Origin of the sequence: Glycomyces terrestris (assembly GCF_003933745.1) — a bacterium.
GTDB lineage: Bacteria > Actinomycetota > Actinomycetes > Mycobacteriales > Micromonosporaceae > Glycomyces > Glycomyces terrestris.
This window is the reverse complement of sequence record NZ_RSEB01000003.1, coordinates 203,235-216,238: the sequence shown is the minus strand read 5'-3', so window position 1 is coordinate 216,238 and position 13,004 is coordinate 203,235. Positions and strand designations below refer to the sequence as shown.

General features: G+C 72.2%; 14 protein-coding genes. 5 read left to right on the top strand and 9 right to left on the bottom strand.

The annotated features are described in order from the left end of the window. Positions 1–23: 23 nt before the first annotated feature. The 3 genes from EIW28_RS10930 to EIW28_RS10920 form a co-directional block, all read right to left on the bottom strand. Positions 24–617 carry a Uma2 family endonuclease gene (locus tag EIW28_RS10930; RefSeq protein WP_125247753.1) on the bottom strand — a complete coding sequence of 198 codons (594 nt, stop codon included), beginning with the start codon at positions 615–617 and terminating at the stop codon, positions 24–26. A 74-nt stretch (positions 618–691) separates the two neighbouring features. Beyond that, positions 692–1,624, bottom strand: coding sequence for a polyprenyl synthetase family protein (locus tag EIW28_RS10925; protein WP_125248331.1), 933 nt, complete (start codon positions 1,622–1,624; stop codon positions 692–694). A 140-nt stretch (positions 1,625–1,764) separates the two neighbouring features. Beyond that, the gene (locus EIW28_RS10920) at positions 1,765–2,937 is read right to left on the bottom strand and encodes an MFS transporter (RefSeq protein WP_125247752.1); all 1,173 of its coding nucleotides are present in this window, start codon (positions 2,935–2,937) and stop codon (positions 1,765–1,767) included. Positions 2,938–3,420: 483 nt separating this feature from the next. Here EIW28_RS10920 and EIW28_RS10915 point away from each other — a divergent pair, with 483 nt between their 5' ends. Beyond that, a complete protein-coding gene (locus EIW28_RS10915; protein WP_125247751.1) occupies positions 3,421–4,245 on the top strand; it encodes an IclR family transcriptional regulator in 825 nt (274 codons plus the stop codon). Positions 4,246–4,294: 49 nt separating this feature from the next. Here EIW28_RS10915 and EIW28_RS10910 read toward each other — a convergent pair whose 3' ends face one another. From EIW28_RS10910 to EIW28_RS10895, 4 genes are all read right to left on the bottom strand, one after another. After that, the gene (locus EIW28_RS10910; protein WP_125247750.1) at positions 4,295–5,317 is read right to left on the bottom strand and encodes a 2-oxoacid:ferredoxin oxidoreductase subunit beta; all 1,023 of its coding nucleotides are present in this window, start codon (positions 5,315–5,317) and stop codon (positions 4,295–4,297) included. Then, positions 5,310–7,166, bottom strand: coding sequence for a 2-oxoacid:acceptor oxidoreductase subunit alpha (locus tag EIW28_RS10905; RefSeq protein WP_125247749.1), 1,857 nt, complete (start codon positions 7,164–7,166; stop codon positions 5,310–5,312). Before EIW28_RS10905 ends, EIW28_RS10910 begins: the two co-directional genes overlap by 8 nt. 316 nt (positions 7,167–7,482) lie before the next feature. Beyond that, entirely contained in the window at positions 7,483–8,376 is an 894-nt protein-coding gene (locus tag EIW28_RS24175; protein ID WP_158630367.1) for a hypothetical protein, read from the bottom strand. Next, positions 8,373–9,011, bottom strand: coding sequence for an RNA polymerase sigma factor (locus EIW28_RS10895; RefSeq protein WP_197717203.1), 639 nt, complete (start codon positions 9,009–9,011; stop codon positions 8,373–8,375). The genes EIW28_RS24175 and EIW28_RS10895 overlap by 4 nt, the downstream gene beginning before the upstream one ends. A 436-nt stretch (positions 9,012–9,447) precedes the next feature. Here EIW28_RS10895 and EIW28_RS10890 point away from each other — a divergent pair, with 436 nt between their 5' ends. From EIW28_RS10890 to EIW28_RS10875, 4 genes are read left to right on the top strand one after another with little or no spacing between them, the layout of a single operon-like run. Then, positions 9,448–9,816 (top strand): NADH-quinone oxidoreductase subunit A, encoded by a 369-nt coding sequence (locus EIW28_RS10890; RefSeq protein WP_125247747.1) that lies wholly within the window; start codon positions 9,448–9,450, stop codon positions 9,814–9,816. Beyond that, the gene (locus EIW28_RS10885; RefSeq protein ID WP_125248330.1) at positions 9,813–10,373 is read left to right on the top strand and encodes an NADH-quinone oxidoreductase subunit B; all 561 of its coding nucleotides are present in this window, start codon (positions 9,813–9,815) and stop codon (positions 10,371–10,373) included. The genes EIW28_RS10890 and EIW28_RS10885 overlap by 4 nt, the downstream gene beginning before the upstream one ends. Next, positions 10,370–10,921, top strand: coding sequence for an NADH-quinone oxidoreductase subunit C (locus EIW28_RS10880; RefSeq protein WP_125247746.1), 552 nt, complete (start codon positions 10,370–10,372; stop codon positions 10,919–10,921). Before EIW28_RS10885 ends, EIW28_RS10880 begins: the two co-directional genes overlap by 4 nt. Further along, a complete protein-coding gene (locus EIW28_RS10875) occupies positions 10,911–11,864 on the top strand; it encodes a complex I subunit 1/NuoH family protein (RefSeq protein ID WP_125247745.1) in 954 nt (317 codons plus the stop codon). The genes EIW28_RS10880 and EIW28_RS10875 overlap by 11 nt, the downstream gene beginning before the upstream one ends. Before the next feature lie 60 nt (positions 11,865–11,924). Here EIW28_RS10875 and EIW28_RS10870 read toward each other — a convergent pair whose 3' ends face one another. Continuing rightward, complete coding sequence (locus tag EIW28_RS10870; RefSeq protein WP_125247744.1) at positions 11,925–12,227, bottom strand: FmdB family zinc ribbon protein; 303 nt, start codon at positions 12,225–12,227, stop codon at positions 11,925–11,927. Between the two features lie 111 nt (positions 12,228–12,338). Next, complete coding sequence (locus EIW28_RS10865; protein WP_125247743.1) at positions 12,339–12,917, bottom strand: 5-formyltetrahydrofolate cyclo-ligase; 579 nt, start codon at positions 12,915–12,917, stop codon at positions 12,339–12,341. Positions 12,918–13,004 lie beyond the last annotated feature (87 nt).

The following is a 13,004-nucleotide window of genomic DNA, read 5'->3' as shown; positions in this document are numbered from 1 at the left end:
GCGGCCTCTCCTTGTGCGCTCGGTCAGGCGGTGAACGCCGAGGTGTCGAGTTCGAAGTCGAACGGTGCGGGGATCTGGACGTGCTTGCCGAACTGGACCGTGGTGTGGGTCAGGTACCCGCGCTCCGACGGGTCGGAGTACACCGTCAGCTCCCGCTGCTTCATGTCGAAGAGCAGGTAGACCGGGACCGTACGACCGTAGATGTCGAGCTTGACGGTGAGGTCGTTGCCGCGGGTCGAGGGGGAGGTGAACTCGCCGACCATGGCGAGCGATTCGCCCGGGGCGAACGGTGTGTCGTTCTGCGCCATATCGAGGTTCACTACATAGAGGTCCGGCCCAAGCGCTCCGTGCGACGTCGGGAAGATGAACTTGAACGGCGCTTCTCGGGCCGAGTACCCCTCCGGCGCGTGGCTCCGGAGCTGTTCGAGCACGGATTCCATCGGCTTGGCGTACGTCCACCTCGACCACGGCGACACGACGATGTTCCCCCCGAAGACTTCGACATTGTGGTTGGGAGCGTCCATCTCATCCGCGATGGTCAGAAGCTCACGGAACTCCCGTTCCGCACCATCGTAGTCGGTTGCGTCGTTCGTCTCTCGTGCGAGGGTCATGACCATCGTGCCTCCTCGATCACCGTGTGTTCTCGTATATACGAGCACGATCGATTATGCCAGGTCGGCGGGCACCGGTGTCAGGCGTCGCGTTCGAGCATGTAGTCGCAGATGTCGCCCAGGGCGCTGCGGGCGGGTCCCTCGGGGAGGGACGCGGCGAGGGCCCGGGCCCGGGCCTGGTACTGGCGCAGGGTCTCCTTGGCCCGCTCCAGGGCCTCGGAGCCGCGCAGGAGCGCGAGGGTCTCCTCCAGGTCCTCCTCCGCGACGGGGCCGGCCACGAGCTCGCGCAGGCGCGCGCCGGCCGGGTCGTCGTCGGCGAGGGCGTACAGGACCGGGAGGGTCGGGACGCCTTCGAGGAGGTCGGTGCCGGGGGTCTTGCCGGAGGCGTCCGAGGCGATGTCGATGATGTCGTCGGCGATCTGGAACGCCACGCCGATGACCTCGCCGTACTCCTCGGCGATCGCGGTGACCGCCTTGTCGGCGCCGCTGAACCAGGCCCCGAACTTCGCGCACGTGGCGATGAGCGACCCGGTCTTCTCCGACAGGATCTCCAGGTGCCATTCGACGGCGTCGATGCCCTCGGGCCGGGGCATGGTCTCGTTGATCTGGCCGCGCACGAGCCGCGCGAACGTCGCGGCCTGGAGCCGCACCGCCTCGGTGCCGAGCTCGGCCATGATCTGCGCGGCCTGGCTGAACAGGTAGTCGCCGGTGAGGATCGCGACGGAGTTGTCCCAGCGGGCGTTCGCGCTCGGGGCGCCGCGGCGCACGAGGGCCTCGTCCATGACGTCGTCGTGGTAGAGCGTCGCCAGGTGGGTCAGCTCGAGCGCGACGGCCGCCTCCAGGATGTTCGGGCGGCTCGGGTCGCCCAGGTGCGCGCACGTGAGCGTCAGCATCGGCCGGAAGCGCTTCCCGCCGGCCCGGATCAGGTGGGACCCGGACTGGCGCAGCAGCGGCTGCTCCGTGTCGACGGCCTTGAGCAGCCGCTCCTCGACGAGGTCGAGCGAGGCGCGCATCGCTTCGGCGAACGCCTCGTCGGTAAAGGTCAGCGCGGTCTGCGCACGTCGGGTGGTCACCACAGCCTCACCTTATCGTGTGACGGTGTCGGACGAGACGGGGCGGGAACGGGGAGTCGTCCGCGCCGCAACGAGGAACGTCAATGCCGGGGCCGCGCGAAGACCGTGCTGCCGGCGACGATGAACAGCGCCGACGCCGCCATCGCGGCCGAGACGGCGATCCAGCCCGCGCCCCACCCGAAGTGGTCGGCCACCAGCCCGAAGCCGATCGGCCCCACGGCCCCGCCGAGGAAGATCCCGGTCTGCGTCACCGACGTCGCCACCGCGGGCGCGTCCGGGTACCGCCGGGTCACCGCGTGGTTCATGAGGCCCGGCCAAGCCCAGCCGAGCGCGTACGCCGCGACGGTGCCCAGCGGCAGCAGCCACGGCTGCTCGAACAGGAACGTGGCCACGCCCGCGGCCCCGCCGGCGAGCATGAGCGTGATGACGAGGAACTCGCGGGCGTTCCCGCGGTCGCCGACCGCGCCGAACGCGGTGCGCCCGATGACGCCGGCGATGCCGCCGATCGTCAGGTTCAGCCCCGCCCAGCTCTCGGACCCGCCGATGTCCACCGTGTACGTGGTGAGGAACGACCCGATCGGCGTCGCCGCGGTCGCCCCCAGGAACGTCGCGACCGCGAACACGAGCAGCTGCCGGTCGAACGCCTTCGCGCCGGGAACCTTCGGGCGCGTCGCGGGCCGCCCGAGCCCCGCGAGCGGGACGAGCGCCGCCAGCACCAGGGCCGCGCCGAAGACGAACGCCCACCGCCAGCCGAGCGTCAGGGCCACCGCGGGCACGCTGAGGCCGCCGAGCATGATGCACAGCGGCACCGACGCCTGCTTGGCCCCGAACAGGAGCCCGCGCCGGTTCGCGGGCGCCCACTCGCTCAGGACCACGTTCGACGCGAGCTGCCCGAGCCCGTTCGCGGGCGCGCACAGCACCAGGAACGCCGCCAGCGCGAGCGGATGGTGCGCGGCCGCCGCGATCAGCAGCAGCGCGAGCGCCGACAGCCCGACGGCGACCCTGGCGGTGACGAGCGCCCCGAACCGGTCGACGAGCCGTCCGGAGGGGACCGTGGTGAGCGCCGAGACCGCGAAGTACAGGCCCGAGACGAGCCCGATCCCGCTGACGCCCATGCGCAGCTCGGCGGCGATCTGCACGGCGAGGCCGCCGAAGAGGAACAGCGGCAGGACGGCCGCGACCTGCACGCTCATGGCGGCCGCGATCGTCGTGGAGGTCTTGGGTCGGGCGGGGTCCCGGACGGCGGTGGGCACGTCGGCAACCGTACTCCAAGCGCCCGGATTCGCGCTCACAACGCGGGATTCGGCCCGTGCGTTCACGAAGACGAGTGATCGGCCTTGACTCGCGCACGCAGCGTGTGCGACGGTTGAACCCGGCGTGATCAGCCGGTACAGGTCGGGATCGACCGCGGATCGCCTTGCCCCGCAACGGCTTTCGAGCCCTGCGGCGGGAATGCGAAACGCGGCGGCCCTGGTGGGAGGGAGCCGCCGCGTTTCGTTTATTCGAATGTTCCGCGGCTTCGACGAGGAAGTTTGGTGGGGACTCGACGCCGCCGCCGCGGTTTGTCCGCGGCCGGCCGGAGCCGGTTCGCGAACGGTGCTGACACCTCGATACTGCCCTGTATGCGACCGGAACGCAACCGGCTGTTGTTTATATAGTTAGATCACGGCCGACCTGGCGGGCGCCCGCGCGGCGCCGCAGCCGTCAGGTCCTGGGTGTGCAATTGGAGCGGCGGCATGGTGGACCGGCAGCGACCAGGGATCTCGTCCGAGCGCGACGGCGACGCGGACGACGCGCCCGCGCGCGCCGAACCGACGAAGCTCATCCAGAGCGTCCAGCGGGCACTGCGCATCATGGAGCTCGTCGGCCGCCACGCCGACGGCGTCTCGGCCCCGCGCATCGCGTTCGAGTGCGGCCTCAACCGCGCCACCGCCTACAACCTCCTGCGCACCCTCGTCTACGAGGGCTACCTGCGCCGCGACGGCGAGGGCCGCTACTCGCTCGGCCTGGAGGTCTCCGACCGCTACTCCGAGCTCACGCGCGCCATCGCCGGCCCCAAGACCTGCGGCGACTACATGCGCCGCCTCTCCGCCGAGACCGGCTACTCGACGTTCGTGGCCCGCTTCGTGGAGGACCGCCCCGCGGTCACCGAGGTCATCGAAGGCAACCGCAGCCCGCACGTGGAGGACCTCATCGTCGGCTTCGACGACGGCGCCCACGCCACGGCGCTCGGCAAGGCGCTCCTCGCGACCCTCCCGCCGCACGACCGGGCCCGCTTCCTCAAGGCCGCCGGGATGCGCCGCTTCACCGGCCGCACCCTCATCGAGCCCGACGCCTTCGAGCACGACCTCGCCGTCTACGGCGAGTCCGGCGTCTACGCCGAGCTCGGCCAGTTCAAGGAGGACGTCGCCTGCGCGGGCGTCGTCGTCCGCCGCGACGGCAGCCCCGCCGAACGCGTCGTCTTCGCCGTCGCCATGCCGCTCACCGACATCCGCGAGCGCTGGGAGCCCATGAGCGCGCGCCTGCGCGAGGCCGCCGCCGAACTCCAGCCCCTCGTGTGAGCACGACGGCCGGGCCCGAACGGGCCCGGCCGTCCTCAGTTCGCCTGCGCTACAGCACGGTCCACGTGTCGCCCGCGTGCAGGAGCCGGTCGAGGGCCTCCTTGCGGTCGACGCCGGCGCTGGCCTCGTCGACCTGGGAGCGGACGCCCTTGTCGTACGTGGGGCGCTTGACGCTGCGGAAGACGCCGATCGGGGTGTGGTCGAGGGCCACGCCCGAGAGGCGCGAGAGCGCGAACGCGTACGCCGGGTCGTCGACGTCGGCCTTGTGGACCACGACCTCGGACTCGTCGACCTCGGCCGCGTCCTTGACCTGGAGCCCGTACCCGGACTGCACGACGACCTTGTCGCCGAACCGGATCGGCTCGCCGTCGCGGAGGCGGATGAGCGACTCGTCGCGGGTGTCGGGGTTCTTGAGGACCTCGAACGCGCCGTCGTTGAAGATCGGGCAGTTCTGGTAGATCTCGACGAACGCCGAGCCCTCGTGCTCGGCCGCGGCCCGCAGCACCTCGTGCAGGTGCGCGCGGTCGGAGTCGAGCGTGCGGGCCACGAACGTGGCCTCCGAGCCGAGCGCCAGCGAGAGCGGGTTGAACGGCGCGTCGACCGAGCCGACCGGGCTCGACTTCGTCAGCTTGCCCGGCTCCGAGGTGGGGGAGTACTGGCCCTTCGTGAGGCCGTAGATCCGGTTGTTGAACAGCAGGATCTTCAGGTTCACGTTGCGGCGCAGCGCGTGGATGAGGTGGTTGCCGCCGATCGACAGCGCGTCGCCGTCGCCGGTGACGACCCACACCGACAGGTCCGGGCGCGACACGGCGAGGCCGGTGGCGATCGCCGGGGCGCGGCCGTGGATCGAGTGGAGGCCGTACGTGTTCAGGTAGTACGGGAACCGCGAGGAGCAGCCGATGCCGGAGACGAACGCGATGTTCTCGCGTTCCAGGCCCAGCTCGGGCAGGAACGACTGGACCGCGGCGAGGATCGCGTAGTCGCCGCAGCCGGGGCACCAGCGCACCTCCTGGCTCGACTTGAAGTCCTTGGCCTTCAGCTTGGGGGCGTCCAGCTTCACCGCATCAGCCATTCTTGATGACCTCCTCGAGGGCGTCCGTCAGTTCGTTGGAGGTGAACGGCAGCCCGCGCACCTTGTTGTAGCCGACCACGTCGGTCCCGGGGAAGCCGCCGCGCAGCAGCAGGGCGAGCTGCCCGAGGTTCATCTCGGGCACCACGACCTTGTCGTACCGCTCCAGCACGCGGCCGGTGTTGCGCGGCATCGGGTTCAGGTACCGCAGGTGCGCGCGGGCGATGGAGACGCCCTTCTCGCGCAGGGCCCTGACGGCCGCGCCGATGGGGCCCCACGTGGAGCCCCAGCCGAGCACGAGCACGTTCGCGTCGCCGGTCGGGTCGTCCACTTCGAGGTCGGGGACCTCGACGCCGGCGATCTTCGCGGCGCGGGTGCGCACCATGTGGTCGTGGTTGACCGGGTCGTACGAGATGTCGCCGGTGCCGTCGGCCTTCTCGATGCCGCCGATGCGGTGCTGGAGGCCGGGCGTGCCGGGCACGGCCCACGGGCGCGCGAGCGTCTCGGGGTCGCGCTGGAACGGCAGGAAGATCTCCTCGCCCTTCGCGTCCACGGCGTTCATCTCGGTCGCGAACTCCACCGACAGGTCGGGCAGGTCGGACAGCTCCGGCAGCTTCCACGGCTCGGCGCCGTTGGCGATGTAGCCGTCGGAGAGGACCATGACCGGGGTCCGGTAGGTGAGCGCGATCCGGGCCGCCTCGAGCATGATGTCGAAGCAGTCGGACGGGGACTGCGGCGCGAGGACCGCGATCGGGGCCTCGCCGTGGCGGCCGAACATGGCCATCACGAGGTCGGCCTGCTCGGTCTTGGTCGGCATGCCGGTCGAGGGGCCGGCGCGCTGGACGTCGACGACGACGAGCGGCAGCTCCAGGGACACCGCGAGCGAGATCGTCTCGGACTTGAGCGCGATGCCCGGGCCCGAGGAGGTGGTGACGCCGAGGGCCCCGCCGTAGGACGCGCCGAGCGCCGCGCCGACGGCGGCGATCTCGTCCTCGGCCTGGACCGTGGTGACGCCGAACCGCTTGTGCTTGGACAGCTCGTGGAGGATGTCGCTGGCGGGGGTGATCGGGTACGCGCCCAGGAACACCGGCAGGCCCGACGCGACGCCGGAGGCGGTGATGCCCCACGCGAGCGCGGTGTTCCCGGTGATGTTCCGGTAGGTGCCCGCGGCGAGCTTCGCCGGCGGGATCTCGAAGCGGACGGCGAACGCCTCGGCGGTCTCGCCGTAGTTCCACCCGGCCTTGAGCGCGGCGATGTTCGCCTCGGCGATGGCCGGCTTCGACTTGAACTTGGCGCGCAGGAAGTCCTCGGTGGCCTCGGTGGGCCGCGAGTACATCCAGGAGACGAGGCCGAGCGCGAACATGTTCTTGGACCGCTCGGCGTCCTTCTTCGACACGTCGAAGTCGGCGAGCGCGGCGATCGTGAGGCTCGCGAGGGCCACCGGGTGCACCTGGTAGTCGTCGAGCGATCCGTCCTCCAGCGGGTTGTCGTCGTACCCGACCTTGGTCAGGTTCCGCTTGGTGAACTCGTCGGTGTTGACGACGATGGTGCCGCCGGACTTGAGGTCGCGCAGGTTCGCCTTGAGCGCGGCCGGGTTCATCGCGATGAGCACCTCGGGCTGGTCGCCGGGGGTGAGGATGTCGGTGTCCGCGAAGTGGATCTGGAAGCTCGACACGCCCGGGAGGGTGCCGGCGGGGGCCCGGATCTCGGCGGGGTAGTTCGGGAGGGTCGACAGGTCGTTGCCGAGCTTGGCGGTCTCCGCCGTGAAGCGGTCACCGGTGAGCTGCATCCCGTCGCCGGAGTCCCCTGCGAAGCGGATGACGACCCGGTCGAGCTGCCGGACGGTGTTCACCTAGTTCTCCTCTTGCGGGTTCTGGGGCGCGCAGGGACTGCGGCTTGATCGGGCCGGCCGGGCCGCGCCTTCCGGCGGGTCCTGCCATGGTCTTACTTGCGATGCTACGCGGGCGCGCGGCGGCGGTGCCAACCCAGCGCGGCGGGCGCGATGTAGGCGACACCACTAGGTGCGCTTTCTCTCACTGTATGGGACCGGCGGCCCGGATGGGTGACACAGACCTCCGGTTTCGGCTGTCCGGGGCCGCATCTGCGCCGATCCGGCCGTCCCGGATGCTGGACGCGCGACACGCCGGAGGGGCGGCCGCGCGGCTCCGTCAGGACGTCGTGGTGCCGTCCGTGGCGCCGTCGGAGGACGGCGTCTCGGCGGGCGTGGAGGCGGTCTCGCTCGGGTCGGCCGTGGGCTCGCCGGTGGCGCCGTCCTCGACGGGCGCGAACGCCTGCTCCTCGGCGTCCCACGCGTACGCGGCGGTCCACGCCTCCCCGGTGGCGGCGTCGAGGCCCTCGACCGCGACGGTGCCGTCCGCGACGGCGGTGACGGCGGTCGGCTCGTGGGCGCCGTCGGGCTGCCACACCCAGCCGAAGGACGCCAGGACGGGTTCGCCGTCCTCGTCCTCGGCGGCGGCGAACGCGGCCACGCCGGTCTGCCCGCCGCAGGTGAGCGCCAGGACGGTGTCGGTCTCGCCGTCGCCGTCCGCGTCGCCTTCGGCCGCGAACGCGATCGTCCAGCCGGTGTCGCCGGTGATCTCCCAGGACTCGAAGTCGGCGTCCTGGAGGCCCGGCGCGCACGCCTCGGCCCACGCGCCCGCGAACGGCCCCTCGATGAGGAGCGCCTCGATGTCGTCGGCGGGCGGCGAGGGCGTGAACGTGGTGGCGGTGTCGCCGTCGCTCTCGTCGCGGGTGGGGCTGCCGGGGAGCCCGGTCGGGCCCTCGTCGGACTCGCCCGCGGACACCGAGCTCTCCGGCGTCTCGGCCGCGTCGGGCTCGCCCTTGAGCGGCCCGAGGGTCTGCGCGACGGCGAAGCCGCCCGCGGTCACGGCGGTGCACGCGCCGACGACGGCGGCGAGCGACACGAGGCGGCGGCGGCGCAGCGCGGCCGGGCCGCGCATGATCAGCTCGTCGACGGGCGGGGGCGGGAACTGCGCGGAGGACTGCGCCTTGAGGTCGTCGAACGCCGCCTTGACCGTCTCGTGCTCGCGATCGGAACTCATGAACGGTCCTCCTTCACGGAAGCTCGGCGGTTCGCGGCGCGGGGCACGCGGGGCGCGCCGGTGACGGCGCGGCGGATGCGGATCGGCATGGTGTCGGGGTCGGTCTCGGCCGCGCGGGCCGCCGCGGCCTTCGGGGCGGTCCGCAGGACCGCGGTGTCGTTCGGGTCGGTGAGGATCGCGGCGAGCTCCTTGCGGCCGCGGTGCAGCCAGGACTTCACGGTGCCCTCGCGGGCGCCGGTCTCCTTCGCGATCGCGCTGATCGTCATGTCGGCCATGTAGTGCATGACGAGCGCCTGGCGCCGCTTGGCCGGGACCTGCTTCAGGGCGGCGACGAGCGCCACGTGGTCGGGGCTCGCGGCCGGGGCGGCCTCCGGGGCCTGCGACTTCTGGAGGAACCTGCGCGCCACCTGGTTCCGGCGGTGCCGGCTCGTGGCGAGGTTCCACGCGACGCGGCGCACCCACGCGACCGGCTCCTCGTACCCGCCGACCTTGTCCCAGCGCTGCCAGGCCCGCAGGAACGCCTCCTGCACGAGGTCCTGGGCCTCGGTGGCGTCACCGAGGTACGCGCACACCTGGGCGGCGAGCTCCGAGAAGTGGCTCTCGTAGAGGTCGGTGAACTCCGCCTCCGTTCGCACATCGGCTCCTGCGCAGGTAGGGGAAACAAGGGCGTTCAACGGGCCCTGAAGCTCGTGCCCGGCGGCAACCATTGTCGCTTTCGCGAAGCCGGAGACACGAGGGGGGGTCGCCATGTCGACAATACTGTCGGCGGCCCGATCACGGGGTCCCCGAAGGACGTCCTGCGCCCATCCGCCCACGACCAGGGCGAATTCGGCCTCGACCGCGGCGGGGTCGCGGAGCGGCGGTGCGCCGGCAGCGGTCACGGGCGGTGCCCCCTCTCCTGTGTCAGCTCGATCTGCGGGTGTACGGGACCAACACGTGTGTGAGTGCCGCTCGGTTGCGGCGCGCGGGGCACCGATCCGCGGCGACCGCGCGTCGTCCGCGCGCCGCTCCGGCCCCGAAACCCGCGCGCACGGGTATCGCGGGACCCCTTCGCGGCATTAGGGTGTCGATATGGACACCTCGCGCCTGGGCGACTACGCGGCCTTCGGGGTGCTGCTGCTGGCCGGCTTCGCGTTCGTGGCGGCGGCGATGGCCGCGAACGCCCTCCTGCGCCCGAGCGCCCCCTCCCGCGCCAAGGGCTCGGCGTACGAGTGCGGCGTGGACCCCGTCGGCGGCGACTGGGCCCAGGTCCACATCCGCTTCTACGTGTACGCGTTCCTGTTCGTGCTCTTCGCGGTCGAGGCCGTGTTCCTGTTCCCGTGGGCCGCGGTCTTCCGCGCGTTCGGCGCCACCGCCGCGGCCGAGATGGGCCTGTTCGTCGGCGTCCTCGCCCTCGGCCTCGCCTACGCCTGGCGGAAGGGGGTCCTGCGGTGGCGGTGAGGCTCCCGTTCCCCGCGCGGCCCGGCCCCGGACACGGCGCATCCGCCGGCGTCGTCGGCGAGCCGATCCGGTTCGTCCTCAACTGGGGCCGCCGGTACTCCCTGTGGGTCTTCAACTTCGGGCTCGCCTGCTGCGCGATCGAGTTCATCGCCGCGTCGATGAGCCGCCACGACTTCATGCGCCTCGGCGTCATCCCGTTCGCGCACTCGCCGCGCCAGGCCGACCTCATGGTCGTCTCCGGCACCGTCACCGACAAGATGGCGCCCGCGGTCAAGCGCCTCTACGACCAGATGCCCGAACCGAAGTACGTCATCTCCTTCGGCGCCTGCTCGAACTCCGGCGGCCCCTACTGGGACTCCTACTGCGTCACCAAGGGCGTCGACCAGCTCATCCCCGTTGACGTCTACGTCCCCGGCTGCCCGCCGCGCCCCGAGGCGCTCCTGCACGGCATCGGGCAGCTCCAGCGCCAGATCGCCGCCGAGCCGCTCCGGCGCCCGCGGGCCGGACAGGCGGCAAAGCGGCCGAGCCTGCGCCCGCCCCTGCGGAGGCCCGAATGACCGGCGAGCCGCCCTGGACCGACCGCGTCCGCGACGCCCTCGGCGTCGCGGAGGCCCGCGCGGACGGCGCCCGCGCCGTCGCCGACGTCGCCCCCGAGCGCTGGCCCGACGCCGTGCGCACCTGCCGCGACGTCCTCGGCTGCGACTTCTTCGACTGGCTCTCGGCCGTCGACGAGGGCCCCGAGGGCTTCCGGATCGTGGCCCACCTCTGGTCGGTCGCCGGCCGCCGCGGGGTCCTCCTGCGCACGCTCACCGCCGCGGCCGTCCCCTCGGTGACCGGCCTCTACCCGGGCGCGGACTGGCACGAGCGCGAGACGCACGAGATGTTCTCCGTCGACTTCCCCGGCCACCCCGGCCTCCGGCCGCTCCTCCTCGCCCCCGAGTTCGAGGGCCACCCGCTCCGCAAGGACTTCGTGCTCGCCTCCCGCGTCGTCAAGCCCTGGCCGGGCGCGAAGGAGCCCGGCGAGGGGCACGGCGCCGCCCGCAAGCGCGCCCCCAAGCGGCCGCCCGGCGTCCCCGACGACTGGATGGACCCCGATGCTGCTTGAGATCGCCGTCAAGACCGCGGCGGTCCTCGCCGCCTTCCTGGTGCTGCCGCTCGTGGTCGGCCAGACCGAGCACAAGCTCATGGCCCACATGCAGGGCCGGCTCGGGCCGATGCACGCCGGCGGCTTCCACGGCTGGGCCCAGCTCATCGCCGACGGCGTCAAGTTCGCGCAGAAGGAGGACCTGGTCCCGGACGCGGCCGACAAGCCCGTCTTCAAGCTCGCGCCCGCCGTCGCGCTCCTGCCCTACCTGCTCGTCCTCCTCTTCATCCCGCTCGGCCCCGGCGACCTCGTCGGCTCCGCCCTCGACATGGGCCTGTTCGTGGTCGTCGCGCTCGTCGGCGTCGGCGTCCTCGCGGTCCTCATGGCCGGCTGGTCCTCCGCGAACAAGTACACGCTCGTGGGCGCCCTGCGCGGCGCCGCCCAGCTCATGGCCTACGAGCTCCCGCTCGTCCTCGCGGCCGCGTCGGTCGCCGTCGCCGCCGGCACGCTGAGCCTGCCCGCGATCGTGACCGCCTGGAACCCCTGGTGGCTCCTGTGGCAGGCCCCGGCCGCGCTCGTGTTCTTCACCGCGGGCCTGGCCGAGATCCGCCGGCCCCCGTTCGACGCGCCCGTCGCCGACTCCGAGCTCGTCTTCGGCTACCTCACCGAGTACGCCGGGCTCCGCTTCGCGCTGCTGCTCCTCGCCGAGTACGTCGGCATCGTCGTGGTCGCCGCGCTCACCGCGGTCCTCTTCCTCGGCGGCTGGCGCGGCCCCGGCCCCGACTCGCTCGGCTGGCTGTGGACGCTCCTGAAGACCGGCGCGCTCGCCGCGGTCGTCATCTGGCTCCGCGTCGCCTGGCCCCGCCTGCGCGTCGACCAGATCCAGGCCCTGTGCTGGAAGGGCCTCGTCCCGATCGCCCTCGCCCAGCTCGTCCTCACCACCGCGGTCGTGCTCGCCCTGTGAACGGCGACGACGCCGGCGCCGCATCCGCGGCGCCGGCGTCGTGAGACTCGGGGAGCGGCGCTAGGCTGCCTTCGCGGCCGCCGTCTTCGCGGGCTTGGACTCCGACTTCGACTCGGTCTTCGACTCGCTCGGCTTCGCGCCGTTCTTCGACCCGTTCGAGCTCAGCGACGACGAGTCGGTGGAGCGCGAGTCGGTGCGGTAGAAGCCGCTGCCCTTGAAGGTCACGCCGACGTTCCCGAAGACCTTCCGGAGCGCGCCCTTGGCCTCGCAGCTCGGGCAGTCGGTCAGTCTGGCTTCGGAGAACGACTGGTGTTTGTCGAACTCGTAACCGCACTCCTTGCAGCGGTATTCGTAGACAGGCACGTCCAACCTCCAGGACTTCACACGGGACCCGATCGACATTAGCAGTCAACGCCCGAGACTGCTAATTCCATCCGCCCCGCGGGTGCGCCGCCGGACACGCCCGCCCGCGCCCTACCGCAGCGACACGAACCCCTTCGACGGCGTGATGACGCCCGTCACGGGCCGGTCGTGCGGCTCGGCCGGGACCTCGACCCCGAACTCGCCGTCGCGCAGGAGCGCCACCACCGGCACCCCGGGCCCGACCCGCGCCAGCGCCCGGTCGTACGAGCCCCCGCCGCGGCCCAGCCTCATCCCGTCATGTGAGACGGCGAGGCCGGGGACGATCACCGCCGCGGCGTCCTCGATCCGCGGCGGCCCGCCCGCCTGCTCTGGCTCCGGCCGCCCCGGTTCCTCCTGGGCCGTTTCGCCGCTCACCCGCTCCCACGCGAGGTCGTTGTCCGGCAACAGCACCGGCACGATCACCCGGTAGACCACCGCGAGCCGTTCGGGCAGTTCGGGTTCGAGCGCCGAGCCCGGCTCGGCCCCGAAGGGCCGGTACGCCGCGACCGTGGCGCCCTCGTCGACGGCCTCGATCAGGAAGTCCCGCAACGACTTCCACGTCGCCACGTCGGCGGCCGCGCGGGCCGCCCCGGGCATCGCGGTGCGCGCCTCCAGCAGCGCCCGGCGCGCCGCCCGCTTCGACTCATGCATGCCAAATCCCTCCGTTGTCAAGGCTCACCTGGAAGGATTCCCCCGAAAAGGCGATTGCAGTCGTCCTTTCGGCCAGACTGCCGGAAA

Coding starts and splice junctions, on each gene's coding strand:
- EIW28_RS10930 (WP_125247753.1), bottom strand. CDS start 617: ATGGTCATGACCCTCGCACGAGAGACGAACGACGCAACCGACTACGAT.
- EIW28_RS10925 (WP_125248331.1), bottom strand. CDS start 1,624: ATGCGCGCCTCGCTCGACCTCGTCGAGGAGCGGCTGCTCAAGGCCGTC.
- EIW28_RS10915 (WP_125247751.1), top strand. CDS start 3,421: ATGGTGGACCGGCAGCGACCAGGGATCTCGTCCGAGCGCGACGGCGAC.
- EIW28_RS10910 (WP_125247750.1), bottom strand. CDS start 5,317: ATGGCTGATGCGGTGAAGCTGGACGCCCCCAAGCTGAAGGCCAAGGAC.
- EIW28_RS24175 (WP_158630367.1), bottom strand. CDS start 8,376: ATGAGTTCCGATCGCGAGCACGAGACGGTCAAGGCGGCGTTCGACGAC.
- EIW28_RS10890 (WP_125247747.1), top strand. CDS start 9,448: ATGGACACCTCGCGCCTGGGCGACTACGCGGCCTTCGGGGTGCTGCTG.
- EIW28_RS10880 (WP_125247746.1), top strand. CDS start 10,370: ATGACCGGCGAGCCGCCCTGGACCGACCGCGTCCGCGACGCCCTCGGC.
- EIW28_RS10875 (WP_125247745.1), top strand. CDS start 10,911: ATGCTGCTTGAGATCGCCGTCAAGACCGCGGCGGTCCTCGCCGCCTTC.
- EIW28_RS10865 (WP_125247743.1), bottom strand. CDS start 12,917: ATGCATGAGTCGAAGCGGGCGGCGCGCCGGGCGCTGCTGGAGGCGCGC.